Source organism: Paeniroseomonas aquatica, assembly GCF_030409335.1.
In the GTDB taxonomy this organism is placed as follows: Bacteria; Pseudomonadota; Alphaproteobacteria; order Acetobacterales; family Acetobacteraceae; genus Belnapia; species Belnapia aquatica.
Genome location: NZ_JAUFPN010000180.1, coordinates 32011 through 57575 on the forward strand (window position 1 = coordinate 32011; position 25565 = coordinate 57575).

Annotated in this window: 25 protein-coding genes; 15 read left to right on the top strand and 10 right to left on the bottom strand. The window is 72.2% G+C overall.

Features of this window, described 5'->3' with window-relative positions:
- Positions 1 to 8: 8 nt before the first annotated feature.
- Entirely contained in the window at positions 9 to 824 is an 816-nt protein-coding gene (locus QWZ14_RS20020; protein ID WP_290318617.1) for an enoyl-CoA hydratase, read from the bottom strand.
- A gap of 57 nt (positions 825 to 881) precedes the next feature.
- On the opposite strand from QWZ14_RS20020, the gene QWZ14_RS20025 reads away from it, so the two are divergent.
- A complete protein-coding gene (locus QWZ14_RS20025) occupies positions 882 to 2495 on the top strand; it encodes a hydantoinase B/oxoprolinase family protein (RefSeq protein ID WP_290318618.1) in 1614 nt (537 codons plus the stop codon).
- Between the two features lies 1 nt (position 2496).
- Here the strand turns inward: QWZ14_RS20025 and QWZ14_RS20030 are convergent, their stop codons facing one another.
- From QWZ14_RS20030 to QWZ14_RS20060, 7 genes are all read right to left on the bottom strand, one after another.
- Positions 2497 to 2895 (bottom strand): Zn-ribbon domain-containing OB-fold protein, encoded by a 399-nt coding sequence (locus QWZ14_RS20030; RefSeq protein WP_290318619.1) that lies wholly within the window; start codon positions 2893 to 2895, stop codon positions 2497 to 2499.
- Between the two features lie 3 nt (positions 2896 to 2898).
- Complete coding sequence (locus tag QWZ14_RS20035; protein WP_290318620.1) at positions 2899 to 4071, bottom strand: thiolase domain-containing protein; 1173 nt, start codon at positions 4069 to 4071, stop codon at positions 2899 to 2901.
- An 80-nt stretch (positions 4072 to 4151) separates the two neighbouring features.
- Entirely contained in the window at positions 4152 to 4883 is a 732-nt protein-coding gene (locus tag QWZ14_RS20040; protein WP_290318621.1) for an amino acid ABC transporter ATP-binding protein, read from the bottom strand.
- The gene (locus QWZ14_RS20045) at positions 4864 to 5520 is read right to left on the bottom strand and encodes an amino acid ABC transporter permease (RefSeq protein WP_290318622.1); all 657 of its coding nucleotides are present in this window, start codon (positions 5518 to 5520) and stop codon (positions 4864 to 4866) included. Before QWZ14_RS20045 ends, QWZ14_RS20040 begins: the two co-directional genes overlap by 20 nt.
- Positions 5517 to 6215: an amino acid ABC transporter permease gene (locus QWZ14_RS20050; RefSeq protein ID WP_290318624.1), complete on the bottom strand. Its 699-nt coding sequence runs from the start codon at positions 6213 to 6215 to the stop codon at positions 5517 to 5519. Before QWZ14_RS20050 ends, QWZ14_RS20045 begins: the two co-directional genes overlap by 4 nt.
- Before the next feature lie 4 nt (positions 6216 to 6219).
- On the bottom strand, positions 6220 to 7032 hold the full coding sequence (locus tag QWZ14_RS20055; protein ID WP_290318625.1) for a transporter substrate-binding domain-containing protein: 813 nt from the start codon (positions 7030 to 7032) through the stop codon (positions 6220 to 6222).
- Between the two features lie 35 nt (positions 7033 to 7067).
- A complete protein-coding gene (locus QWZ14_RS20060; RefSeq protein WP_290318626.1) occupies positions 7068 to 7835 on the bottom strand; it encodes an SDR family NAD(P)-dependent oxidoreductase in 768 nt (255 codons plus the stop codon).
- 47 nt (positions 7836 to 7882) lie between these two features.
- Between QWZ14_RS20060 and QWZ14_RS20065 the strand changes: the two genes are divergently transcribed.
- Genes QWZ14_RS20065 through QWZ14_RS20075 form a run of 3 tightly spaced genes read left to right on the top strand, consistent with a single transcriptional unit; the run spans position 7883 to position 11184 of the window.
- Complete coding sequence (locus QWZ14_RS20065; protein ID WP_290318627.1) at positions 7883 to 8830, top strand: 2-hydroxyacid dehydrogenase; 948 nt, start codon at positions 7883 to 7885, stop codon at positions 8828 to 8830.
- A complete protein-coding gene (locus QWZ14_RS20070) occupies positions 8827 to 9858 on the top strand; it encodes an L-idonate 5-dehydrogenase (protein ID WP_290318628.1) in 1032 nt (343 codons plus the stop codon). The genes QWZ14_RS20065 and QWZ14_RS20070 overlap by 4 nt, the downstream gene beginning before the upstream one ends.
- A gap of 48 nt (positions 9859 to 9906) precedes the next feature.
- Entirely contained in the window at positions 9907 to 11184 is a 1278-nt protein-coding gene (locus tag QWZ14_RS20075; protein WP_290318629.1) for an MmgE/PrpD family protein, read from the top strand.
- Here the strand turns inward: QWZ14_RS20075 and QWZ14_RS20080 are convergent.
- Entirely contained in the window at positions 11181 to 12503 is a 1323-nt protein-coding gene (locus tag QWZ14_RS20080) for an NAD(P)H-dependent oxidoreductase (protein WP_290318630.1), read from the bottom strand. The two genes, QWZ14_RS20075 and QWZ14_RS20080, sit on opposite strands and share 4 nt — an antisense overlap.
- Before the next feature lie 147 nt (positions 12504 to 12650).
- Between QWZ14_RS20080 and ltnD the strand changes: the two genes are divergently transcribed.
- The 11 genes from ltnD to QWZ14_RS20135 all read left to right on the top strand — a co-directional run bounded on the left by ltnD (position 12651) and on the right by QWZ14_RS20135 (position 24966).
- Entirely contained in the window at positions 12651 to 13547 is an 897-nt protein-coding gene (gene ltnD, locus QWZ14_RS20085; RefSeq protein WP_290318631.1) for an L-threonate dehydrogenase, read from the top strand.
- An 84-nt stretch (positions 13548 to 13631) separates the two neighbouring features.
- Complete coding sequence (locus QWZ14_RS20090) at positions 13632 to 13895, top strand: hypothetical protein (protein ID WP_290318632.1); 264 nt, start codon at positions 13632 to 13634, stop codon at positions 13893 to 13895.
- Between the two features lie 179 nt (positions 13896 to 14074).
- Positions 14075 to 16015: a hypothetical protein gene (locus tag QWZ14_RS20095; protein WP_290318633.1), complete on the top strand. Its 1941-nt coding sequence runs from the start codon at positions 14075 to 14077 to the stop codon at positions 16013 to 16015.
- A gap of 83 nt (positions 16016 to 16098) precedes the next feature.
- Positions 16099 to 16737 carry a hypothetical protein gene (locus QWZ14_RS20100; protein WP_290318634.1) on the top strand — a complete coding sequence of 213 codons (639 nt, stop codon included), beginning with the start codon at positions 16099 to 16101 and terminating at the stop codon, positions 16735 to 16737.
- Positions 16738 to 16850: 113 nt separating this feature from the next.
- Entirely contained in the window at positions 16851 to 17684 is an 834-nt protein-coding gene (locus tag QWZ14_RS20105; protein WP_290318635.1) for a flagellin, read from the top strand.
- A gap of 115 nt (positions 17685 to 17799) precedes the next feature.
- Entirely contained in the window at positions 17800 to 18165 is a 366-nt protein-coding gene (locus QWZ14_RS20110; RefSeq protein ID WP_290318636.1) for a flagellar biosynthesis regulator FlaF, read from the top strand.
- Between the two features lie 5 nt (positions 18166 to 18170).
- Complete coding sequence (locus QWZ14_RS20115; RefSeq protein ID WP_290318637.1) at positions 18171 to 19625, top strand: tetratricopeptide repeat protein; 1455 nt, start codon at positions 18171 to 18173, stop codon at positions 19623 to 19625.
- Between the two features lies 1 nt (position 19626).
- On the top strand, positions 19627 to 21879 hold the full coding sequence (locus QWZ14_RS20120) for a tetratricopeptide repeat protein (protein ID WP_290318638.1): 2253 nt from the start codon (positions 19627 to 19629) through the stop codon (positions 21877 to 21879).
- A 148-nt stretch (positions 21880 to 22027) separates the two neighbouring features.
- Positions 22028 to 23233: an ergothioneine biosynthesis protein EgtB gene (gene egtB / locus QWZ14_RS20125; protein WP_290318639.1), complete on the top strand. Its 1206-nt coding sequence runs from the start codon at positions 22028 to 22030 to the stop codon at positions 23231 to 23233.
- The gene (egtD, locus tag QWZ14_RS20130) at positions 23230 to 24186 is read left to right on the top strand and encodes an L-histidine N(alpha)-methyltransferase (RefSeq protein WP_290318640.1); all 957 of its coding nucleotides are present in this window, start codon (positions 23230 to 23232) and stop codon (positions 24184 to 24186) included. Before egtB ends, egtD begins: the two co-directional genes overlap by 4 nt.
- A gap of 51 nt (positions 24187 to 24237) precedes the next feature.
- Positions 24238 to 24966 carry a glycerophosphodiester phosphodiesterase family protein gene (locus QWZ14_RS20135; protein ID WP_290318643.1) on the top strand — a complete coding sequence of 243 codons (729 nt, stop codon included), beginning with the start codon at positions 24238 to 24240 and terminating at the stop codon, positions 24964 to 24966.
- Here QWZ14_RS20135 and QWZ14_RS20140 read toward each other — a convergent pair.
- Complete coding sequence (locus tag QWZ14_RS20140) at positions 24963 to 25556, bottom strand: TetR/AcrR family transcriptional regulator (RefSeq protein ID WP_290318644.1); 594 nt, start codon at positions 25554 to 25556, stop codon at positions 24963 to 24965. The two genes, QWZ14_RS20135 and QWZ14_RS20140, sit on opposite strands and share 4 nt — an antisense overlap.
- Between the last annotated feature and the right edge of the window lie 9 nt (positions 25557 to 25565).

Genomic DNA, 25565 nt, shown 5'->3' on the forward strand with positions numbered 1-25565 from the left:
CCGCTCCCTTACCGATGCTGCCACTCCGGGCGGCGCTTGGCCACGAAGGCGCCGATGCCCTCGGCGGCATCCTCGGCCAGCAGGTTCTCTACCATCACCGCCCCGGCCGCGGCATAGGCTTCTGCCAGCGGCATCGCCTGCTGGGCGTTGAAGCCACGCTTGCCGAGCTGCACCGCGACCGCCGAGCGCGAGGCGATCTGCTGCGCCAGGGCGAGTGCGGTCGGCAGCACCGCCTCGGGCGGCATCACCCGGTTCACCAAGCCCATCCGCTGCGCCTCCCCGGCCGGGATCATCTCGCCCAGCAGCAGCATCTCCATGGCCGACTTGCGTGGCACCGCCCGGGCCAGCGCCACCCCGGGGGTGGAGCAGAACAGACCGATATCGACGCCGGGCGTGCAGAATTTGGCGGTGGTCGAGGCCACCACCAGGTCGCAGCTCGCCGCGAGCTGGCAGCCCGCCGCGGTGGCGATGCCCTGCACCGCGGCGACGACCGGCTGCGGCAGCGCGACCACCGCCTGCATGACCGTCCCGCAGGCCGCCATGATCCCGGCGAAGAAGGCCGCGCCGCCATCGGCGTCGGCGCGATGCGCGGTCACCTCCTTGAGGTCGTGCCCGGCGGAGAAGGCGGGGCCCTCGGCCGCCAGCACCACGGCGCGGATGTCGCGATCGGCCGCGACCTCGTCCAGCGCCGCCTGCAGGGCCGCCAGCATCCCGGTCGAGAGGCTGTTGCGCGAGGCCGGCCGGTTCAGGGTGAGGATGGCGACGGCCCCCTCATCCCGGCGCAGGACTGGTGGTGCATTCTCGTGCATGATGTGCCTCTCCATGCGCGGCAGTATCCGCCCGCGGTTGACCCGGCCGCAAGGGCAGGGGAGCCTGCCGCGATGCAGCATCCCGACCCCATCACCCCAGATCCTATAACGGTGGAGGTCATCGGCTCGGCGCTGGCCTCGATCACCGAGGAAATGGGCGAGGCCCTGGTCCGAGCCAGCTTCTCGACCAACATCAAGGAGCGGCGGGACTGCTCCACCGCGCTGTTCGACCGGCAGGGCCGCACCCTCTGCCAGGCCGAGCACATCCCGATCCACCTCGGCAGCTTCCTCGAGGCGCTGCCCGCCATCCTGGCCCGGCACGCGGAATCCGGCATCGCCCCCGGCGACGTCTTCGTCTTCAACGACGCCTATGCCGGCGGCGGCACCCATCTGCCGGACATCGTCCTGGCCGAGCCGATCTTCGTCGATGGCGCGATCCGGGCCTGGGCGATGAACCTGGCGCACCACGCCGACTTCGCCGATCGCGGCCATGCCCACATCTTCCAGGAGGGGCTGCGGATCCCGCCCGTGCGGCTGTATCGCGCCGGGGCGCTGCAGCCGGACATCCAGGCGCTGATCCTGCTGAACTGCCAGGTCCCGCGCGAGCGCCTGTCCGACCTCCGCGCCCAGATGGCGGCCAACCGGCTCGGCGTCCGGCGCTTCCAGGGACTCTGCGCCCGCTACGGCACGCCGGTGGTGCTGGCGGCATCCGAGGCGCTGCTGGACTATGCCGAGCGCCGCATGCGCGCCGGCATCGCCGGCATCCCCGACGGCACCTACGGATTCACCGACCGGCACGACGGCCCCGAGATCGACGGCGAGCTGGAGCTGTCGCTACGCCTGACCGTCGCCGGCGACGCCATGACGCTGGACTTCACCGCGCCGCCGCAGCTCCGCGCCGGGATCAACATGACGATGACGGCGCTGCTGGCGACCGTCTACTACGCCGCCCGCGCCGTGGTGGACCCGGAGGTGCTGCCCAATGCCGGCCTCGCCCGGCCGCTGACGGTGACCGCCACGCCGGGCAGCGTGCTGAATTGCCTGGCCCCGGCCGCGGTGCATTCGCGGCTCTCGACCTGCCAGCGGGTGGTGGACTTGGTCTTCGGCGCTCTGGCCCAGGCGGTGCCGGGCCGCGTCACCGCCGCGCACAACGGCGCCTGCACCATGCTGGCCTTCGCCGGCACCCAGCCCGGCAGCGGCGACCCCTGGGTCTACCTCGAGACCGTCGGCGGCGGCTTCGGCGCCCGTGCGACCAAGGACGGGCTGGACGGGGTGCATGTCCATACCACCAACACCTCCAACCTGCCGGTCGAGGCGCTGGAGCCGGAATACCCGCTGACCCTGGTGGAGTATGCGCTGGTCGACGGCTCCGGCGGCGCCGGCACCTGGCGCGGCGGCATGGCGCTGCGGCGGACCTACCGCGCCGAGGCGGCCTGCCGGATGGAGATCGACATCGCCCGCACCCTCTCGGCGCCCTGGGGCCTGGCGGGCGGCGAGGCGGGCGGCCGCGGCCGGATCGACTACGGCCCCGGCGTCGCGCCCTTCGTGAAGGGGCAGGGGAGCCTGGCGCCGGGGCAATGGATCGCCATCACCACCCCCGGCGCCGGCGGCTACGGACCGCCGGAAGCCCGCGATCCCGCGCTGCTGGCGCGGGACCGGCGGGAGGGCCGGGTCAGGCCGGGTTGAGCTAGGCCGGGGTGAACATCGTCGCCGGCGGGCTGTCGCCCGTCGTCGGCTTGAACACCACCTTCACCTTCTGGCCGATCTTGAGCGCATCCATGTCGCAATCGACGATGTTGGTGAAGATGCGCACGCCCTCGTCGAGCTCGACATAGGCGACGCAATAGGGCTCCTTCGTCCGCATCACCGTGTAGGTATAGATCGTGCCGGTGCCCTTGGCCGGCACCATCTCGACGTTGTTCGACAGGGTGAAGGGCGAGCAGCCCCGCGGATACCAAAAATGCTTGTTGGTATCCTTGCAGAGCCCGATCAGCAGCTTGCCCTCACGCGCCGCATCGAAATACGGCTTGTTGGTCGGGTCCACCTGGATGGCGGGCAGCGCCCGGTTGGAGGCCATGGTTGCCATGGGTCAGACCCTTTCCAGAACGACGGTTGCGCTGCCATGCCGGGTGCCGAGTAGCCCGCCCGTGCCATGCGCCAGCGCCAGGGTGCAGCCGGGCACCTGGACCTTGGGATGGGCCTCGCCGCGGAGCTGGCGGACCGCCTCGATCACCTTGGTCATGCCGCCGCGGTTCGCCGGATGGTTGTTGCAGAGCCCGCCGCCATCGGTGTTGAAGGGCAGCTTGCCGACGCCCGAGATCAGGTTGCCGTCGGAGACGAACTTGCCGCCCTGGCCCTTCTCGCAGAAGCCGAGGTCTTCCAGCTGCATCAGCACGGTGATGGTGAAGCTGTCGTAGATGCTGGCATATTGGATGTCGCTCGGCTTGACGCCGGCCTCCTCGAAGGCGCGCGGGCCGGAATAGCGGGCGCCGGAGAAGGTCAGGTCGGTATAGCCGGCATTCTGGTTCTTGGTCGCCTCGCCGGCGCCCTTCACCTTCACCAGCGGCCGCTTCAGCGACTTGGCGATCTCCGGCGTGGTGACGATCAGCGCGCCGCCGCCATCCGAGATGACGCAGCAGTCGAGGCGGTGCAGCGGGTCGGAGACCATCGGGGAGTTGATGACATCCTCGACGGTGACGACCTTCCGCAGCATCGCATGCTCGTTCCACTGGGCATGGTGGCTGGCGGCCACCTTGATCCAGGCGAGCTGCTCGCTGGTGGTGCCGAACTCATGCATGTGCCGCATGGCACAGAGCGCATAGGCATTGGCGACGGTCCGGCCATAGGCCATCTCGAAGGGATCGTCCGGGACATTGGCGCCCCAGGTGCGCGGCGAGGTGCCGGTCGCCATCGCCTCGGCCCGCGGCCGGCCGGCCAGGGTGATCAGCGCGATGCTGCACTTGCCCAGCGCGATCGCCTCGGCAGCATGGCCGACGTGCATGACATAGCTGCTGCCGCCGACATCCGAACTGTCGAGGTGCTTCAGCTTGGTGAAGCCGAGATAGTCGGCCATGTTCAGCGGTCCGAGGCCGGGGGCGGCGCCGGTGCAAAAATAGCCATCGATGTCGTCGTGGCTCAGCCCGGCATCCTGCAGCGCGCCATAGGCGACCTCGGCATGCAGCTGGGCGACGGATGCGTTGTCGGCCTTGCGTGTCGGGTGCTCATAGGCCCCGACGATATAGGCCTTGCCGTTGATGCTCATGGGGCTGGGCGCCCTCCCTCTCGATTAGATAGCAAGCGAAGGGTTAAGCCAAGCCGCCCCGCAGTCAAGCCGGGGGCGGGCTATTTCAGCCCGCCGCCCAGGAACTGGCGCAGCTCCGGCGTCTCCGGCGCGGAGAAGATCCGCTCGGAGGGGCCCTGCTCCCAGATGCGGCCCTGGTGCATGAAGACGGTGGTGGTGGCGACCCGCCGGGCGAAGGCCATCTCGTGCGTGACCAGCAGCATGGTCATGCCGTGCAGGGCCAGCCGCTCCATGGTCTGCAGCACCTCCCCGGTCAGCTCGGGGTCGAGCGCGCTGGTCACCTCGTCGAACAGCATCACCTTGGGCTGCATCGCCAGCGACCGGGCGATGGCGACCCGCTGCTGCTGGCCGCCCGAGAGGTTGTCCGGCCAGGCCTCGAAGCGCTCGGCCAGGCCGACCTCGGCCAGCGCCGCCTCGGCCCGGCGGCGCGCTTCCGCCTTGCCGACGCCGAGCACCACGCGCGGCGCCAGCATGATGTTCTCGCCGACCTTCAGGTGCGGAAAGAGGTTGTAGCTCTGGAAGACGATGCCGACGTCCTTGCGGAGGTCGCGCAAACCCTTGGCCGAGGCATCGAGGCCATGCCCCGCCACCTCGATCCGCCCGGCCTGGATCTGCTCCAGCCCGTTGATGCAGCGCAGCAGCGTGGACTTGCCGGAGCCGCTGCGGCCGATGATGGCGATGACCTGACCGCCCTCGACCGTGAGGTCGATGCCCTTGAGCACTTCCACCGCGCCGAAGCGCTTGTGGACGCCCTCAACCCGTACGACCGGCATTGAGCTTTCCTTCCAGGCGCCGGGCCAGCAGAGAGATCGGCCAGCAGATCATGAAGTAGATCAGCGCCACCGTGCCGAAGACCTTGAAGGGCTGGAAGGTGGCGTTGTTGATGAGGTTGCCGGCCCGCGCCAGCTCGACCACGCCGATGATCGAGACGATGGAGGTGTTCTTCACCAGCTGCACGATGAAGCCGACGGTCGGCGGCACCGCGATGCGCATCGCCTGCGGCAGCACGACGTAGCGGTACTGCTGCGCCCGCGACATGGCCAGCGCCGCCGAGGCCTCCCACTGCTGCCAGGCGACGGACTGGATCGCGCCGCGCCAGATCTCGCCGAGGTAGCCGCTGGCATAGATCGCCATGGAGACCGAGGCGGCGAAAACCGGGGGCATGTCGAAGCCGGCCAGCGACAGACCGTAGTAGGAGAGGAACAGCAGCATCAGCACCGGGATGCCCTGGATCATGCCGATCCAGCCCGCCGCCAGCGCCCGCACCGGAGCCAGGCGCGAAGCCCGGGCAATGGCGACGACGAAGCCCAGAACCCCGCCCAGCAGCAGCGCCAGCACGGTCAGCAGCAGGGTCCAGCGCGCCGAGGCCAGGATGAACAGGAATTCGGACTGGGAGAATTCGCGGATCATCGGCTGGCCTGGGTCCGCAGCCGGCCGAGCCCCGAGCCCTTGGGGAACATCACCGCGCCCAGCACCGCGAGCAAGCCACGCATCACCAGCGCCAGGCCGAGGTAGATCAGGGTGACGGTGATATAGACCTCAAAACTGCGAAACGTGTCGCTCTCGACATTGGCCGCCGTCGCCGAGAGTTCCTGCACCGAGATGAAGGAACAGACCGAGGTCGAGAGCATCATCAGCACGAACTGGCTGGACAGCGCCGGCCAGACCCGGGCGATGGCGGGGGCGATGACGACGTAGCGGAAGACCTGCCAGCGGGTCATGGCCAGCGACAGCCCGGCCTCGATCTGGCTGCGGTGCACGCTCTCGATCCCGGCGCGGACGATCTCGGTGGAATAGGCGCCGAGGTTCAGGATGATGGCCGAGAGCGCCGCCTGCTCCGCGGTCAGCCGCACGCCGATGGAGGGCAGGCCGAAGAAGATGATCAGCAGCTGCACCAGGAAGGGCGTGTTCCGCACCAGCTCGACATAGGCATCCACCGGCCAGCGCAGCGCCGGCGGCGAGAGGCCGCGCAGCATGGCCAGCAGGATGCCGAGCAGCGCGCCGAACAGGATGCCGATGCCCGAGAGCTGCAGGGTCAGCAGCGCGCCTTCGAGCAAGACGTCGCTGCGGGCGAAGACCGGGGCGAACTGGAACTGGAAACCCACGCCCTCAGAAGACCGGCAGGTCGGCCGGGATCGGGCTGCCGGTCCACTTTTGCGCGATGTCGTCCAGCTCGCCGCTGGTCTTCATGAAGTAGATGGTGTTCTGCAGCCACTGCCGCAGCTCGAACTGGTCCTTGCGGGTGGTCATGCAATTCGGCTGGTTGAACAGGTGGAACTTGCTCTCGATGCCGGCCTCGGGGCGGGTCTTGGCGATGTCGCCGCCGATGGTGTCGGGGATGCCGATGGCATCCACCTGGCCGACGATCAGCGCCTGGGCGCTGGTCGCGTCATCCTCGAAGCGCACCACGTTGGTCCCGCGCGGGGCGCGGCGCAGCAGCGCCTGTTCCTGCGGCGTGCCGCGCGGCACGCCGACGCGCTTGCCGGCCAGGTCCTCGATCTTGCCGATGGTGCTGTCCTTCTTGGCCATCACCACCATGCGGAAGGCGCTGTAGGGCATGGTGAACATCACCGCCCGGGCGCGCTCCGGCGTGGCGCCGAGCGTGGCACAGAGGAAATCGACCCGCCCGGCCTCGAGCGCCGGAATGCGCGACGGCGGGGTGAGGGAGGAGATCTCGGCCGGCACGCCCAGGTACTTGGCCAGCAGGTTGGCGACATCGATGTCGTAGCCGACCGGCGTGCCCTGGGCATCGACCATGCCGAAGGGCGGCGCGCCGGTGACGACGCCGATGCGGGCCTTGCCGCGCTTGACGATATCCGCTGTCGTGATCGGCCCGGCCTGCTGCGCCTGGGCCCCCCGCGTCAGGACGGCGAGGCCCGGCAGGGCGGCGGCGGCGGTGAACAGGCCGAGGCGCGAGATCATTCGTGTTTCCCCCTAAAGGATTGCTCTTGGCGCGGTCAGACCACGCTTGTCAGCCCGCCGTCAACATAGAGCAAATGACCATTTACATAGGTTGATGCCTCGGAGGCGAGGAAGATCGCCGCGCCGACCAATTCGGGCAGTTCCCCCCAGCGCCCGGCCGGGGTGCGCTTGCAGAGCCAGTCGTTGAAGGCTGTGTCGGCCTGCAGCGGCGCGGTCAGCTCGGTGCTGAAGTAGCCCGGCGCTATGCCATTGGCCTGGATGCCGTGCTGCGCCCAGTCGGCGCACATCGCCTTGGTCAGCATCCCGAGCGCGCCCTTGGTCGCGGTATAGGGGCCGGTGCCGGGGCGGCCGAGCATGCTCATCACCGAACAGGTATTGATGATCTTGCCGCGGCGGCGGGGAATCATCCGCTGCGCCACGGCGCGGGCGCAGAAGAAGGCGCTGTTCAGGTTGGTGGCGATGACCGTGTTCCAGGTCTCGACCGGCATCTGGTCCAGCGGCCCCCGCAAGTTCACCCCGGCATTGTTGAAAAGGATGTCGATCGGCCCGATCTCCGCCTCGATCCGGGCGACGCCGGCCTCGACCGCCGCCGGGTCGGTGACGTCGAAGCTGGCGATGTCCACGGTGAGCCCGGCTGCCCGCAGGCCGGTAGCCGCCGCCTCCAGCTTGGCCGCGTCGCGCCCGTTCAGCACCACCGCTGCCCCGGCCTCGGCCACGCCGCGGGCCAGCGCCAGGCCGATCCCCTGGCTCGATCCGGTGACGAGGGCCCGCCTTCCGGTCAGGTCGAATAGCTTGAGCGACATGCATCCATCCCCTAACAGCAGCCGCGAGATGAGCAGGGGAGGGGCGCTTGGACAAGCCGAAGGTTCTGGTCATGGGCATCCTGCCGGATTGGGACCTGCAGCCCATGGCCACCGATTTCGACCTCTGCCTGCTGTATGAGGCGGCCGACGAGGCCGCCTTCCTGGCGGAACACGCCCCGGAGATCCGCGCCATCGTCACCAAGGGCGAGATCGGCGCCTCCGCCGCGCTGATGGACCGGCTGCCGAGGCTGGAGATCGTCGCCTGCTACGGCGTCGGCGTGGACGCCATCGACCGGCCCTATTGCGCCGCCCGCGGCCTGCCCGTGACCAATACCCCGGACGTGCTGACCGAGGATGTCGCCGACCTCGCCCTCGGCCTGCTGCTGGCCGCGGCGCGGCGCATCCCGGCGGCCGATGCCTGGGTCCGGGACGGCTCCTGGGTGGCGCAGGGCTCCATGCCGCTGACCTCCCGGGTCTGGGGCAAGCGCCTCGGCATCGTGGGTCTCGGCCGCATCGGCCGCGCGGTGGCCCAGCGGGCGGAGGGTTTCGGCATGGCCATCGCCTATAGCGGCCGCACCCCGCAGGACGACGTGCCCTATGGCTTTCACGCGACCCCGGCCTCGCTGGCGGCCAATGTCGATATCCTGGTCTGCTGCGCCATGGGCGGGCCGACCACCCAGGGCCTGATCGACCGCGCCGCCCTCGAGGCACTGCCCGCGGGCGCCATCTTCGTCAACGTCAGCCGCGGCTCGGTGGTGGACGAGCCGGCACTGCTCGAGGCGCTGCGCTCCCGCCGGATCGCCGCCGCCGGGCTCGATGTCTTCTGGAACGAGCCGGCCATCGACCCCGAATTCGCCACCTTCCCCCACGTCGTGCTCGCTCCGCATGCCGCCAGCGGCACCGAGGAGACCCGGCGTGCGATGGGCCTGTTGATGCGGGACAATCTCGCGGCACACTTCGCCGGCCGGCCGCTGCCGACGGAGATCAGGCCATGAAGTCCATTGTCATCCACGCCCCGAAGGACCTGCGCGTCGAGGACCACCCGGAAGCCAGCCCCGGCCCCGGCCAGATCCGCATCCGCATCAAGGCCGGCGGCATCTGCGGCTCCGACCTGCACTACTACCTGCACGGCGGCTTCGGCGCGGTCCGGCTGCGGGAGCCGATGGTGCTGGGGCACGAGATCGCGGGCCTGGTGGATGCGCTGGGGGAGGGGGTCTCGGGCCTGGCGCTCGGCCAGCCGGTCGCGGTCAATCCCAGCCTGCCCTGCGGCGCCTGCAGGCAGTGCCTGGCCGGGCGGCCCAACCACTGCCTCGACATGCGCTTCTACGGCAGCGCGATGCGGCTGCCCCACGTCCAGGGCGGCTTCTCGGAATCCTTGGTCTGCGAGGCGGCCCGCGCCGTGCCGCTGCCCGAGGGCATGACGCCCGAGCTCGCCGCCTTCGCCGAGCCGCTCTCGGTCTGCCTGCATGCCGCCCGCCAGGCCGGGCCGCTGCTCGGCGCCCGCGTGCTGGTCACCGGCGCCGGGCCGATCGGCAACCTCGCCATCGCCGTCGCCCGCCATGCCGGGGCGCGGGAGATCGTGGTGAGCGACCTGCACTCCACCCCGCTGCTGACCGCCCGCCGGATGGGCGCCGACCGCACCCATTCGCTCACCGAGGATGCCGATGCGCTGCTGCCCTACGGGCTCGACAAGGGGCATTTCGACGTGGTCTTCGAGGCCTCCGGCAGCGGCGCGGCACTGGGCGCCGCCATCCATGCGGCGCGGCCCCAGGCGACAATCGTCCAGCTCGGCCTCGGCGGCGACGTCAGCCTGCCGCTGTCCTCGCTCGTGGCGAAGGAGATCACCCTGCGCGGCACCTTCCGCTTCCACGCGGAATTCGCCCTGGCGGTCGAGGTGCTGGCCCGCGGCGGGATCGACCCGACCCCGCTGCTGACGGCGACCATGCCGGCCGCCGAGGCGGTCGCCGCCTTCGAACTGGCGGCCGACCGTGGCCGGGCGATGAAGGTGCAGCTCGCCTTCTGACCCCGGCGCGGCTGGACGCGGCCGCGGTCCGTTGCGTACACCAGCGGGATGACCATCCCCCCCGCTGTCCGCGCCCATGCCGGGCTGATCCTCGCCGATACCATCGGCGCCATCATCGCCGGCCATGCCCAGCCGGAGGTCCAGGCCATCGCCGCCCGCCACGCCACCGGCGGCGTCCCGCTGCTCGGCAGCCGGCTGGCCGCGCCGCCGCCGATGGCCGCCTTCATCACCGGCCTCGCCGGCACCGCCTGCGAGCTCGACGAGGGCAACTACCCCGCCGGCGGCCATCCCGCGATCCATGCCATCGCCCCGGCCCTCGCCGAGGCCGCCGCCGGCGATGCGACCGGCGAGGCGCTGCTCACCGCCGTCGTCGCCGGCTACGAGGCCGGTGCGCGCGTCGGCCATGCCATGGCGCTGCGCCCGGCCGCGCATCCGCACGGCACCTGGGGCGTCATCGGCGCCGCGGCCGCGGTTGCCAGCCTGCGCGGCCATGACGCCGCCCGGACCCTGGGTGCGCTGGAGGTGGCGGCAAGCCTCGGCCTCGCCACCAGCGCCACCGCCTCGCTGCGCGGCGGCTCGGTCCGCAATGCCTATGCCGGCGCCGCGGCGCAGAACGGGCTGCTCGCGGTCGATCTCGCCGAGGCCGGCATCACCGGCGAGCCCGGCGGCATCGCCGTGGTCTTCGGCCAGGTCGTCGGCAGCGCCTTCGATGCCGCGCGCTACCAGGCCTCCGCCGGCCGCTGGTTCATCCTCGAGAGCTTCCTGAAGCAGGCGAGCTGCTGCCGCGAGACCCAGGGCGCGCTGGAAGCCATCGAGCTGCTGCTGGCCGAGGCCCCGATCGACCCGGCGGCCATCGCCGGCATCGAGGTCGCCACCTTCGCCTCCGCCGCGACGCTCGCCGAGACCGCGCCGGCCGCGCCCATCGCCGGCCGCTTCTCCATCCCCTTCACGGTCGCCACCCGCATCATCGCCGGCCATGCCTGGATCGAGGCCTTCGGCCCGGCCGCCATCGCCGACCCCGCCACACGGGCGCTGGCCGCCAAGGTCAGGGTGGTCGAGGACCCCGGCTACACCGCCCGCCAGCCGGCGGACCGGCTCTGCCGCCTCACCCTCCGCCTCGCCGACGGCAGCCGGCGCGAGCGGATCGTCCGCGGCACTCCCGGCGACCCCGACCGGCCGCTGCCGGAGACGGCGATGCGGGAGAAATTCCGCCGCAGCGTCGTGCCGGTCCTCGGCGAGCGCTGGGCCGGTCTCTGGGACATGGCCCGCGCACCCGATCGCCTTGCCCGGACGGCGGCGCTGTTCGACGCCTGCCGCCCCGGCTAGGCCGTGCCGGCCATGGTGGCCTCCATCTCTCGGCGGATGCGCACCGGCTCGCTGGCGGCGTCATAGGTGACATCGGCCCAGCCCACCGTCTCGCCGCGCTTCACCGCCCGGGTCAGCCGCACCCCATGCGCCAGCCCGATCGGCAGGGCGCCGAGGGCGAGCGACCGCGCCGCGGGGATGCATTTGCCCCAGACCATGGCGCCGCCCTCGCCATCCAGCACCTCGCCCTCGGCCAGGTCGCGCTTGGCGGTGCTGGCCACGTCGCCGCGCCAGGCCTCCGGCTGCCCGGTCGGCTCGCCGCGCAGCGCCGCGCTGGCGACCGAGACGCCGAGCTCCAGCCCGATCAGGTGGTAGGGCCGCCATAGCGCCGCGTAGCGGCCGGAGGGGTCGGTGTGCACGCCGTATTCGGCGAAGCACCGGCGGATGTAGTCGGTCTCGCCCTCGAAGACCGCATAGACCCCCCAGCGCAGGTCGCCGACCACCTGCCGGCCGTCCCGCTCCAGCGAGGAGATCACCTCCACCACGCCGCCCGCACCCGCGAAGACCTGCGGCAGGTCGTGCGTGGCACAGGGCGGGAAGCGCAGCCCGTCCTCCGGCGGCGCCAGGCCGGTGGCATTGGCGATGGCCGCCATCTCGATCCCCGACTTGGTGCCGTCGAGGAAGCTGTTGAACATCTGCGGATTCATGCCGCCGAGCCGCGCCTGCTCCTCGGTCAGCCCGTAATGGCCCCAGACGGTGGCCGGCGTGCTCTCGTGGTAGGTCGGCAGGTACTTGGTGCCCTTGCCGGCGGCGACGATGGGCAGGCCCATGGCGCGGATGGTGTCGACCAGCTCGCAGACCAGCGCCGGCTGGTCGCCGTAGGCCAGCGAATAGACCACCCCCGCCGCCCGGGCCTTGGCCGCCAGCAGCGGCCCGGCCAGCACGTCGGCCTCGACGTTCACCATGACCACGTGCTTGCCGTGGCGGATCGCCGCCAGCGCGTGGCGGATGCCCGCCGCCGGATGGCCGGTGCATTCGATGATGACCTCGATCCGGGGCTCGGCCATCAGCGCCAGGGCATCCTCGGTCAGGTGGGTGGCGCCGCCGGCCAGGGCCGCATCGAGCGAGGCGGCGGCATATTGCTCCGCTGGCCAGCCGATGCGGGCCAGCGCCTCCCGCGCCCGCGGCACCGAGAGGTCGGCGATGCCTGCCACCTGGATGCCGGGCGTGCGGGCCGCCATGGCCAGGAACATCGAGCCGAATTTGCCGGCGCCGATGACCCCGACGGTGACCGGACGGCCCTCCGCGGCGCGGCGTTGCAGCATCCGGTGCAGGTTCATGGCGTGCCCTCCCAGGCCCATTCGATGGCCGGCAGGCTACGGACACCCCGGGCCCCGGTCCATGGCCGATCCCATGGCCGATCCGGCTTGACGCCATCCGCGGCGGGGCGGATGGCTGAGGGCGGAACAGGGCAGGGGAGGGACGCCATGCGCGTCGGGGTGATCGGGCTGGGCAGCATGGGCATGGGCGCCGCGCTGAACCTGCTGAAGGCCGAGGGCATGCAGGTCGCCGGGGTCGACCCGCGCCCCGGCGCGCAGGCGGAATTCACCGCCGCCGGCGGCACCGGCCTCGGCCGCGCCGCCGACCTGCCGGAGGGGACCGAGGCGGTGCTGGTCCTGGTGGTCAATGCCCAGCAGGCGGATGCCGCGCTGTTCGGGCCGGAGGGCGCCGCGCCGCGCCTGGCGCCCGGCGCCGTCATCGTCGTCTCCTCCACCATGGCGCCGGAGGATGCCCGCAAGCTGGCGGCGACCGCCGAGGCGCATGGCTTCCTCTACGTCGATGCGCCGGTCTCGGGCGGTGCGGTCGGTGCCCGGGCCGGGGCGATGACGGTGATGGGCTCCGGCTCCGCCGCTGCCATGGAAAAGGCCGCGCCGCTGCTCGGCGCCATCGCCAAGAAGGTCTGGAACCTGGGCGAGGCGCCCGGCCTCGGCAGCACCATGAAGGTCGTTCACCAGTTGCTGGCCGGCGTGCACATCGCGGTGGCGGCGGAAGCCATGGCGCTCGGCATCAAGTCCGGCGTCGATCCGCGGATGCTGTTCGAGATCGTCACCGGGGCGGCCGGCAATTCCTGGATGTTCGAGAACCGGATGCCGCATGTGCTCGAGGGCGACGAGACGCCGCGCTCGGCGGTCGACATCTTCGTCAAGGACCTCGCCCTGGTCGGCGACCTCGCCCGCAGCGTCGCCTTTCCGGCGCCGCTGGCGGCCCAGGCGCACCAGCTCTTCGTCTCGGCGCGCGCTCAGGGGCATGGCGGCAAGGATGACGCCTTCGTGATCCGGGCCTACCAGGCCTTGAGCGGCATCGCCTTGCCCAAGGACACCTGACCCAGGCGGGCCCGGACAAGAACAGGGCACGAACATTAACCCTTGATTTCGGGTTCGGTCTTTGTTCTCCTCGGCGCCATGCCGATGACCTTTCACGGGTTCGACCCGCAGCACATCCCGCCACCGCCGCATGGGCCGAGGTCCCGTCCGCCGGCCCGGCCCTTGGGGCGCAAGGACAGGGGCGGGCTCAGGATCACCGTGGTCGGCCTCGGGCCGTTCCAGGAGGCCTGCCTCGCCGGCATGCTCGCCCTGGTGCTGTCCTGGGGATCGGCGGAGGTGCTGTTCCGGCTGGCCGAGGCGCGGGCCGCGCGACCTGAGGCGATTATATCGGCCTCCGTGCAACCCTGAATTGTTCACGGTTTCGCGTGTGGCCGGGCTTCCCGTAATCATCCATCACGGTTCCGAGCGCGTCAGGTAATGACACGTATCAAATGAAACCGTGAGGACAATCTGTGGAATTGAATATCCTGCTACGCGGCCAGTCGAATGCCCAGTTGATGGGCGATTACAATGGCGGCGCTCAGGCAATGGCAACGAAAGTCGAGTCTTTGCTTGGTTTCGACGGTGTCGGCGACAAGGTCAGCCTGGAGTATTCCAGCAGCAGCGCCACCGGCAATACGGTTTACAGCGGCACCTCCTTCCTGACGGAATGGCTCAACGCCAAGGGCGGCAACTGGCAGAACGGCTGGAGCGTGGACGAGCATGAGCAGAGCCTCCTCGACTTCGTCGGCCGCCTCTCCGCCGCCGACAAGGCCGAGCCCACCGCCGTGGTCTGGCTGCACAGCGAGTACGACAGCGGCAACGCAGGCCTGACGCCGGCGGAATTCGCCAGCGCGGTGCGTTTCGACGCGGCGCTGGTCCGCCAGGCCTTCGGCCAGGCCGCCACCAGCCTGCCCTACCTCTTCGTCAGCGCCATCCCCTATTCCGAGGGAACCGACGAGGGCCATCAGGCGATCCGCACCGCCATGGAGCAGCTCGCCGCCGACCCCGCCTTCAATGGCCGGATCGCGGCGCGCGCCCTCGACACCGACATGAATTTCCAGGACGTCACCGGCGACGGCAAGAACGACTACGGCGGCCCGCACCAGTCGAACGAGGACGGGCAGCAGACCGCCGACCGCATCGCCCTCTCCCTGGCGCAGACCTGGGCGCAGTACGCCAAGCCGGGCTCGCCGGTGGCGCTGCGGGCGGGGCAGATCGACGACCTCGGCCCGCAGGTCCTCTCGGCCGCCCCGGTCGGCATCAGCCAGATCGCCGTCAAGGTCGGCTTCGATTCCGCCCAGAAGCTGGCGGCGCTCGACGCCACCGCCGCCGCCGGCACCGGCTGGACGGTCCTCGGCAGCAACGGCGCCAAGCTCGATGCCACCGCCGCCAGCCTGACCGGCGCGGATACCCTGCTGCTGACCTTCGGCGCCGCGGTCCCGGCCGGCGGCACGCTCCACTACGGCCATGGCTACGGCCGGCTGGAAGCCGCCGACGGCTCCGGCCGCGGCCATGCCGTCTACGACAACGAGGGGCTGCCGGTCTGGACGGCGGCCCAGGGCGTCGCGGTGGGCGGCGCGGCCGTCGCCCCGGCCGCCGCCCTGGTCTCGCCGGCGGCACCGGCCGCCACCGGCCATCCGCCGGCCCTGTTCGGCAGCGCCGCCACGGGCTGGGACCATGCCGCGCAGGTCTGGACCGGCACCCAGGACTTCGGTGGTGCCAGCTACCAGACCTTCGGGTCGACGGCGCCCTGGGGCAGCCTGGGCGGCGTGCACCTCGCCCCGGCGAGCTGGAACCCGGGCTGGTCCACCCACCTGGCCTTCGACAACCTGCCCAATGCCGCGATCGACCTCCATGCCGCGGGCAGCCTGCCGCTCGACGTACTGCTGGTCTCGACCCGCGGCGGCGCCGTCACCCTGGGGGCCGGCAGCGACACCCTCACCTGGGTCGCCCAGAGCGACGCCCCCGGCGCGGGCAATACGCTGGTGGTGCAGGCCGGCGCCGGCAACGACGTCATCCACGCCACCGCTGCAGGCCTCTCCGGTCTGGACCGCTCCGACATCGCCAACGGCGGGGGCTACGACGGCCATGATTCACTGGCCCAAGTCCACCTGGGCGCCGGCACCGCGACCGTCACCGCCGAGGGAGCGGTGAAGCTGCTGGTCTTCGGCGGCACCGGGGCGGCGACCGTGGCCGGCGGCAGCCAGACCGACATCGTCCAGGTCAATGCCGGCGGCGGAACCTTCACCGGCGGCGGCGGCGGCGACAACTGGATCCTCGCCCCCGGCTCCGGCCATGCGGTGATCACCGACTTCACCGCCGGCCAGGACTGGCTGACCTTCACCGGCCTCACCGCCGCGCAGCTGACCATCCAGGCGGCGACCGAGGGCGGCGTCGCCGGCACGTCCATCATCTACGATGCGGCCGGCGACAGCGTCTTCCTCGCCGGCGCCGCGCCGGGGCCGCAGGACATCCTCTTCGCCTGAGGACCGGGCCGGGGCACCGCTGTCTTGGTGCTCCGGTAACCCGGGCGGGTGCAGGCTGGCCGCCTGCAGCCGGACGCTCCGCCATGGATCTCATCGAACACGCCACGCCCGTCCTCGCGGCACCGGGCGCCAACGGGGCGCCCGGACTGCTCCCCGCCATGACCGGCGCGGAGCAGTCGCTGCTGCGCGCCGCCGCGGAAGGGCGCCGCGCCGGGCTGGAATTCGGCTGCGGCGGCAGCACCGGGCTGCTGCTGCAGGCCGGGCTGCCGCGCCTGCTCTCGGCCGACAGCGACCTCGCCTGGCTCGGCCGGGTGCGGGAAGACCCGCGCTGCGGCGAGGCCGCGGCGGCGGGCCGGCTGCGCCTGCTGCATGTCGACATCGGCCCGACCGGCCCCTGGGGCTGGCCCACCGACCCGGCGGCGATGCCGCGCTGGCCGGCCTATTGGCGCGACCCCTGGGAGGCGGCGGGGGCGGTGGATCTGGTGCTGGTGGACGGCCGCTTCCGGGTCGCCTGCGCCCTCGCGGGCGTGCCGCGGCTCGGCGCCGATGCGGTGCTGCTGGTGCACGACTTCTGGCAGCGCGCCAGCTACCAGCCGCCCGTGCTGCGCCACTTCGACCTGCTGGGCAGCGCCGGCACCCTGGTGCTGCTGGCCCCGCGGCTGCCGATCGACGTGGCGGCGCTGGCGGTCGACCTGGCCGCGCATGGCTTCGATCCCGGCTGATGCCGGCGCCGGCCGATAAATCCGGGCCGGCTTAACCCGGTCTTCATCCCGCGGGAGGAGACTGGTCGCATGGTTCCGGACGAGCCGGGCCAGCGATCAGAGGGAAAACCCGAATGCCGCTGAACTCAGTCATCACCAACATCGGTGCCCAGGTGGCCTTGGCCTCCTTCAACCGAACCGTCGAAGACCTCACCGTCACCCAGAAGCGCATCTCCACCGGCTATCGCGTCGCCGACGCCACGGACGACGGCGCCGCCTTCGCGGTGGCGGAACGCATCCGGGGCGAGGTGGCCGCCAATACCTCGGCCAACGAGCAGCTCGGCGGTGCCAAGGGGCTGCTGGACGTTACCTCGGCCAGCCTGCAGAACGTCTCGAACGCCCTGCAGGAACTCCAGGCCGTGACGGTCAAGCTGGCGGACGGCACCATCACCGCCGAACAGCGCACCCAGTACCAGGCCAAGGCCGGCGAGCTGACCAAGAACGTCCAGTCCTTCATCAACGATGCCAACTACAACGGCAACAACGTCCTGAAGGACCCCACCACGCTGGCCAACAAGGTGGTCCGCAACGGCGCCGGGGACACCTATACCTTCAGCGGGTACAAGGCGCTCACCAACATCTTCAACACCGTCTCCGCGGCGAATACCTGGACCCGCGGCGATGCCTCCTCGGCCCTGACGAAAACCGGGGCGGTCGGCAAGGCCATCACCAATACGCTGACGCAGCTGAACAACTTCGGCAGCTACTCGAACTTCGTCGACGCCCAGGTGAACTACAACAAGGCGAAGATCGACGCGCAGCAGACCGGTATCGGCGCGCTGATCGATGCCGACCTCGCCAAGGAATCGGCGAAGCTGCAGTCCCTGCAGATCCGCCAGCAGCTCGGCACCCAGGCGCTGAGCATCGCCAACCAGGCGCCGCAGACCCTGCTGAGCCTGTTCCGCTGACCCGTCGCGCGTCCCTTCGCCACGTCCCTTAGGCGGGCCGCGGTGAGGCTGGCAGGAGGCCGGCCGACGCTGCACTCCGATCCCCCGCGCACCCCTCCAGGAAGGACCGCTGCGCATGAGCCACGATCCCGAGACCCATACCGCCTCGCTGTCCCCCGCTGCCCAGGGTGCCGCCGCCTATCGCCGCCGCCTCTCCGGCAAGCAGATGGAAGCCGAGGTCTTCGCCCGCGCCAACCGCGCCATCCGGGAAAGTGCCGCCGGCGGACCCCTGGCCCATGCCCGCGCCGTGGCGGACAACCGCCGTCTCTGGGATGCCGTCCAGGCCGCGGTGCTCGACCCCGCGAACGGCCTGCCGAAGGAGCTGCGCGCCCAGATCGCCGGCGTCGCCATGGCGGTGCTGCGGGAATGCGCCGCCGAACGGCCCGACCTCGAATTCGTCGCCGAGATGAACGACCACTTCGCCGCCGCGCTGTGGCGCTGACCGCCATGAGCGACACCTCCCAGGCCGCCCCGGAGGCCAGCCTCGGCGCCCGCCTGCATGCCAGCGCCCGCCAGCTGGTCCGGGACCACCGCCCGGCCGAAGCCCTGCCGATGCTCGACCGGCTCGCCCGGCTCCCCGGCCTCGACGCCGCCGCCGCCCTCCTGCGCGCCGAGGCCCTGGCCGCGCTCGAGCAGCTCCCCGCGGCGGAGGCTGCCGCCGATCTTGCCCTGGCCGCCGACCCCGCCTGGTCCGCGGCGCTGCAGCTCCGGGCCCGCATCCGCCTGGCCCGCGGCCAGGCGCGCGGCGCCATCGACGATGCCGCCGCCGCGGTGATGGCAACCCCCTGGGACGCCGGCGCCAAGGCCCTGCTCGGCACCGCCCTGCTGGAGGACCGCTGCTTCGACACCGCCATCTGGTTCCTCGGGGAGGCGATGCGGGCCGATCCCGCGAATCCCGGCACCCAGTCGCGGCTCGGCCAGGCCTTCATGCGGGCCGGCCGGCACGAGGCGGCGGCCGAGATCCTGGCGCATTGCGTGGCCGCCAGCGGCGGCGCCCCGGCACTGGTGGCGCTGCAGGCGCAGAATGCCCTGCTGGCCGGCGATGCCGCCGGGGCGGAGGCGATGCTGCGGGCGGCGCTGGCCGCCGGGGCGACGGATGCGGCGCTGCACAGCGTCCTCGCGCATGCGCTGCTGACGCATGGCCAGATGGCGGACGCGGCCCCGCATTTCACCGCCGCCGCCCGGCTCGCGCCGCGCGACGGCTACCTCGCCCATCTGGCCGCCGCCGCCAATGGCATCGGCACCGACCGGGCGACCGACAGCTACGTCACCGCGCTCTTCGACGGCTATGCGCCACGCTTCGAGCATTCCCTGCTGGCGCTCGGCTATCGCGTCCCCGGCCTGTTCCGCCGTGCCATCGAGCGGGCCCTGCCGGAGGTCGCGGCCGGCCGCGCCAGGCTGGGCCCGGTGCTCGACCTGGGCTGCGGCACCGGCCTCGTCGGCGTCGCCCTGGCGGATTACTTGGGCGGCCCGCTCACCGGCGTCGACCTCTCCCGCGGCATGCTCGAGCAGGCGGCGGCCAAGCATCTCTATGCCGAGCTGCTGCAGCTCGAGATCGGGGCGGCGCTCGACCGCGCATGGCCGCCGCAGGCGGTCGTCACCCTGGCCGATGTCCTCATCTACCTCGGCCAGCTCGAGCCGGTGATCGGTGGCTGCCGCCGCGCCCTCGCCGCGGACGGGCTGCTGGTCTTCAGCGCCGAGAGCTTCACGCCGGCGGATCCGGCCGGGCAGGGGTGGCGGCTGCTGCCGTCCGGCCGCTATGCCCATGCGCCGGCCTACCTGCGCCACTGCCTCGCCGCCGCCGGCTTCGCCATCCTGGAATGGCGGGAGGAGGACCTGCGGCTGGAGGCGGACGGCCCGATCGGCGGCGTCGTGGTCGTCGCCCGCCCGGTTGGTCACTGACATGACGGCCGAGGCCTACCGGGCCGGCCTCGAGGCCCTCGGTGCCGGCCAGCCGGCGCGGGCGGTCCCGCTGCTGACCGAGGCCCTGGGCGACCCGGAGCGGGGGGGCTATGCGGCGCTGAACCTCGGCATGGCGCTGCAGGCGCTGGGCCGGCTGGCCGCGGCGGTGCCGCCGCTGCAGCAGGCCATGGCCGCCCTGCCGGACCACGCCGAGCCGCCCTTCCGCCTCGGCACCATCGCCGGGCTGCGCAACGATGCCGCCGCGGCCGCCGCCCTGTTCCGATCGTCCCTGGCGCGCGACCCCGCCCATGTCCCGGCCCTGGCCGCCCTGGCTGCCCTGGCCGAGGAAGCCGGCGACACCGGCGAGGCCCGCGCCCTGCTGGCCCGCGCCCAGGACTGCGACCCGGCGGAGCCGGAACTGGCCCTGGCGCTGGCCCGGCTCGACCTGGGGCAGGGCGAGGCCGCCGCCGCTGCCGGCGGGGCCGGCGCGGTCCTGGCCCGCCGCCCCGCCCATGCCGCCGCGGCCCGCCTCCTCGCCGAGGCGCTGCAGGCGGAGCTGGGTTCCGAGGCCGCGCTGGAGCGGGTCGCCGCCGGGGCGGCGGCCGATCCCTTCGCCGCCGGCTGGCCGCTGGCGGCCGCATGGCTGCTGGAGGCCGCCGGCCAGCCCGAGGCCGCCCTGGCCGAGCTTCGCCTTGCCGCCCAGCTGGCGCCCGGGCAGGCGGATGTCCTGGCCGCCCTCGGCCATGCCCTGGCCGGGCTGGACCGCCATGTCGAGGCCGAAGCGATCCTCCGGCAGGCCATCGCCGCCCGTCCCGGCGACCTCGACCTGCGCAACCGGCTGGCGACGGTGCTCTGGAAGGGCAATCGCCTCTCCGCCATGCTGGAGGTGCTGGAGGCCGCCGTCGCCGACTTCGGCCCGCATGCCACCCTGCTGCTGAACCAGGCCCTGGCGCTGAACGCGATCGGCGAGCAGGAGGCCGGCCTTGCCGCGGCCGAGGCGGCGATCCCCGGCGGCGGCATCGCCGCCCTGGTGAACCGCATCGCGGTGCTGCCCTACCACCCGGTCGCGGGTACCGCCCTCAGGCTGCGCGAGGCCGCGGAAGCGATCGGCGCCGCGCTGCGCCCGGTGCCGCCCCTGGTCCGGGGCCGCCGGCCGCAGGGGGGGGCGCTGCGGCTCGGCCTGCTCTCGGGCGGGCTGGGCCAGCATCCCGTCGGCTGGCTCACCCTGGCCGGGCTGGAGGCGCTGCCGGAGGCCGGGTTCACCCTGGTCGCCTACAGCCTGAAGCCGCGCACCGACCCGCTGGCCCGGCGCTTCCAGGCCCGCTGCGCGCAGTGGCACGAGGTCGGGGCGCTCGACGACGCCGCCATCGCCGCCCGCATCGCCGCGGATGGCATCGACATCCTGCTCGAGCTCGGCGGCTATGGCGAAGGCGGCCGGCCCTTCGTGCTGCAGCATCGCCCGGCCCCGCTGCAGGTCAAATGGGTCGGTGCCCAATTCGCCAGCCTGGGGCTCGCGGCCTGCGACGGGATGCTGACCGACCGCTGGGAGACCCCGCCGGGCGCCGAGGCCTTCTATACGGAGCAACTGCTGCGGCTGCCGGACGGCTACGTCTGCTACCTGCCGCCGCCCTATGCGCCGCCGGTCGGCCCGCTGCCGGCGCTGGCCGGCGCCGGGGTCACCTTCGGCTGCTTCAACAACCTCGCCAAGCTCACCGCCCCGGTCCTGGCCGCCTGGGCCGCGATCCTGGCAGCCCTGCCGGAGGCCTGCCTTATCCTCCGCACCCATGCCCTGGGGGAGGCGGCGACGCGGGATCGCACCGCCCGGCGGCTGGCCGCCGCCGGCCTGCCGCCGGACCGGGTGGCGCTGGAGGGCGGGCTGCCGCACCGCCGGCTGATCGAGGCCTACGGCGGCATCGACATCGCCCTCGATCCCTTTCCCTATACCGGCGGCCTGACGGTCTGCGAGGCGCTCTGGATGGGCGTGCCGGTGGTGGCGATGGCCGGGGACAGCTTCTGCGCCCGACACGCCCTCAGCCACCTCAGCAACCTCGGCCTGGGCGACTGGGTCGCCGGGGACCACGCCGGCTACGTCGCCCAGGCCATCGCCCGGGCCCGGGACATCCCGGCGCTTGCCGCCCTGCGCCAAGGGCTGCGCGCCCGGATGGCGCAATCCCCGCTCACCGACGCGCCCCGCTTCGGCCGCAACCTGGCCGGGCTCCTCCGCCAGGCCTGGATCGCCGTGCCGGAGGCGTGACTGGACCCAGCCGGGTTTTCGGGTTGCGGTAACGTTCTCCTCACCAAGGGCGAAGCAGGCCCCATGTGGTTGGAACCGTCAGCGCCATTTCGCTGTTCGACATCCAACCGAGGCCGCCTGCCCGGCGGGAGACGAACCAGGAGCGCCCATGACCATCCTCGACACCCGCCTGGCCGCGGCCCCCGCCGCCAGCCTGGCTGGGCGCTACGCCGCCCTCCGCAACCGTACGGAGCGACTGGCCGCCCCGCTTTCCCCCGAAGACCAGACCATCCAGTCCATGCCGGATGCCAGCCCGACCAAGTGGCACCGGGCGCACATGACATGGTTCTTCGAGACCTTCCTGCTGCTGCCCTACCAGCCGGGCTACCGCCGTTTCCGTGAGGAATTCGGCTTCCTTTTCAACTCCTACTACGAGGCCGCCGGCCCGCGGCACGCCCGGCCGAAGCGGGGCATGCTGACCCGCCCCTCGGCGGCGGAGGTCGGCGCCTATCGCGCCCATGTCGATGCCGCCATGGACCGGCTGCTGCGCGACCCGCCGGCCGAGGCCCTGCCACTGATCGAGCTCGGCCTGCAGCACGAGCAGCAGCACCAGGAATTGCTGCTTACGGACATCCTGCATGCGCTGTCGCAGAATCCGCTGCTGCCGGCCTATGACGCCGATTGGCGCGATCCGGCGGCATCCCCCGGCCTGGCCCGGCTGATCCCCGGACCCGAGGGCGTGCAGCAGATCGGCAGCGGCGGCGAGAGCTTCGCCTTCGACAACGAAACCCCGCGGCACAAGGTCTGGCTCGACCCCTACCGCATCGCCGACCGGCTCGTGACCAACGGCGAGTGGCTCGAGTTCATCGCCGACGGCGGCTACCGCAGCCCCATGCTCTGGATGAGCGAGGGCTGGGCCGCCTGCCAGGCCGAGGACTGGCAGTCACCGCTGCATTGGCATCGGCGGGAGGGTGCCTGGTTCCAGTACGGCCTCGCCGGGCTGCAGCCGCTCGACCCCGATGCGCCGGTCCGCCATATCTCCTGGTACGAGGCCGAGGCCTTCGCCCGCTGGGCCGAGCGCCGCTTGCCGACCGAGGCCGAGTGGGAGGCCGCCAGCGGCCTGCCCGGCTTCCGCGACGCCGAGGGCATCGGCTGGCAGTGGACCGGCAGCGCCTATCGTCCCTATCCCGGCTTCCGCCCCTGGGAGGGGGCGGTCGGCGAGTACAATGGTAAGTTCATGATCAACCAGATGATCCTGCGCGGCGGCTCGATGGCGACCCCGCCGGGCCATAGCCGCGCCACCTACCGCAACTTCTTTCCGCCCACGGCCCGCTGGCAGTTCACCGGGCTCCGCCTGGCGGCGGATGCGGCATGAGCGAGGCCCATAGCCGCGACGCCGCCGCGCAGCAGCGCGGCGCGCTGATCGCCGATGCGTTGGCCGGGCTCTCCGCCCCGCGCAAGACCCTGCCCTGCAAGTGGCTCTACGATGCTGAGGGCTGCAGCCTGTTCGAGGCCATCACCCGGCTGCCGGAATACTATCCGACCCGGACCGAGGTGAAGATTCTCGCCGAGCAGGCCCCGGCCATCGCCGCGGCGGTCGGTCCCGGCCGGGCGGTCGTCGAATTCGGACCGGGCGACGGCGCCAAGGCGGCGCTGCTGCTGGGGGGGCTGGAGGCGCCGGCCGCCTATGTCCCGGTGGATATCGCGCCGGAATGGTTGGAGGGTGCGGCCAACCGCGTCGTCGAAGCGCATCCCGGCCTGCCGGTGCTGCCCGTGGTCGCCGATTTCACCTTGCCCTTCGCCCTGCCGAAACGCCTGGGCACCGCCCCGCGGCTCGGCTTCTTCCCCGGCTCCACCATCGGCAATTTCGAGCCGGAGGGCGCCATCGCCTTCCTCCGCCGCGCCCATGCGACGCTGGGGGCAGGGTCCCGCATGCTCCTCGGTGCCGATCTGGTGAAGGGCAGGGCGGTGCTGGAGGCGGCCTATGACGATGCCGCCGGGGTCACCGCCGCCTTCGACCTCAACCTGCTGCACCGGCTGAACCGCGAGGCCGGCGCCGACTTCGACGTCGCCGCCTTCCGCCATCGCGCGATCTGGAACGAGACGCTCGAGCGGGTCGAGATGCATCTGGTCGCCGAGCGCGCCCAGGTGGTGCGCCTGGCCGGCCGCAGCATCCGCTTCGCTGCCGGGGAGAGCATCCATACCGAGAGCAGCCACAAGTACCGGCCGGAGCGCCTGGCCGAGCTGGCCGCAGCCGCCGGCTGGCGGGTGGCGCAGCGCTGGACCGACCCGCAGGCGCTGTTCTCGGTCTGGCTGCTGGAGGGATAATGTTGGCAGGAGGCTAGGCAGGGCAGGGGTGCCGGCCGCAGACTGGCACCCATGACCGAGATTGCCAGCCACCGCGGCGGCGCCATCCTCTGGCCCGAGAACAGCCTCCCGGCCTTCCGCCAGGCCCTGGCCCTGCCGGCGGAGCAGCTGGAGCTCGACGTCCATCTCTCGGCCGAGGGCGCCGTCTTGGTCATCCATGACGCGACCCTCGACCGGACCACCGATGCCCAGGGGCCGGTCCGCGCCCGCAGCCTCGCCGCGCTGCGGGCGGTGCGGCTGAAGGGAACGGCGGGCAGCGGCCTGCCGACCCTGGCCGAGGCCGCGGCGCTGACCCGGGAGGCCGGCAAGGTGCTTCGCCTGGAGCTCAAGGCCGATGCCGAAGGCCGGCCCTATCCCGGCATCGTGCCCGCCTGCCTCGCCGTGCTGGATGGCGCCGCCATGCGCGGGCGCACCGTGCTGATGAGCTTCGAATCCCGCACGGTCGCCGAGGCCGCCACAGCCGGCGGCCTGCTGCGCCTGGTCCTCCTGCTGGAAGCCAGGCCCTGGCGCGGGATGGGGCCGGAGGGGGCGATCGCCCTCTGCCGCGCCTGCCGCGCCGCGGAGCTGGGCCTGCCGATCGGCGAGCTGGATGCGGTTTCCGTCGGAGCGCTACGCGCCACCGGCCTCGGCGTCAGCGCCTGGGGCTGCAACGACGAGGCGACGATCCGCCAGGGGCTGAAGCTCGGCCTCGACGCCATCGCCACCGACGACCCGCCGCTGGCCCTGCACCTGCGCGGCTAGCGCCGGATGCCATCGAGGGCGAGGTCGGTATGCAGGGCGACGATCGCCGCCCGGTCCAGCCGGCCGGAGGGTTTGTACCAGGTGCAGACGCCGGTGAGCATCGCCAGCATGGCATAGGCGGTGACGCGCATGTCGGCCGTCGCCAGCACGCCGGCGGCGGCGCCTTCCTCGAGCAGGCCGATCAGCCGCGCCTCGTAGTCGTGCCGCATGGCCAGGATGCGCGCGGCATTGGCGGCATCCAGGGCGCGCAACTCGAAGTTGGCGATATAGACCTCGCGCTTGCGTTCAAGATGATAGAGCACATGGTGCGCGATGAAGCTGCGCAGCCGGTCCAGCGGGGCGGGACCGGCGGCCGCCAGCGCCGCATCCGTCTCGGCCAGCAGCGTCGTCATGTGCTCATGCATCAGGTCGAACAGCAGGCTCTGCTTGGTGGCGATGTGGTTGTAGAGCGAGCCCGGGCGGATGCCGACTTCGGCGGCCAGGTCGCGCAGGCTCATCGCGGCGAAGCCATGGCGGTGGATCAGCCGCAGCGCGGCGTGGCGGATGGCCAGGGCGGTGCGTTCGCCATTCGATCCCGTGATCCGCGCCATCGACCTCCC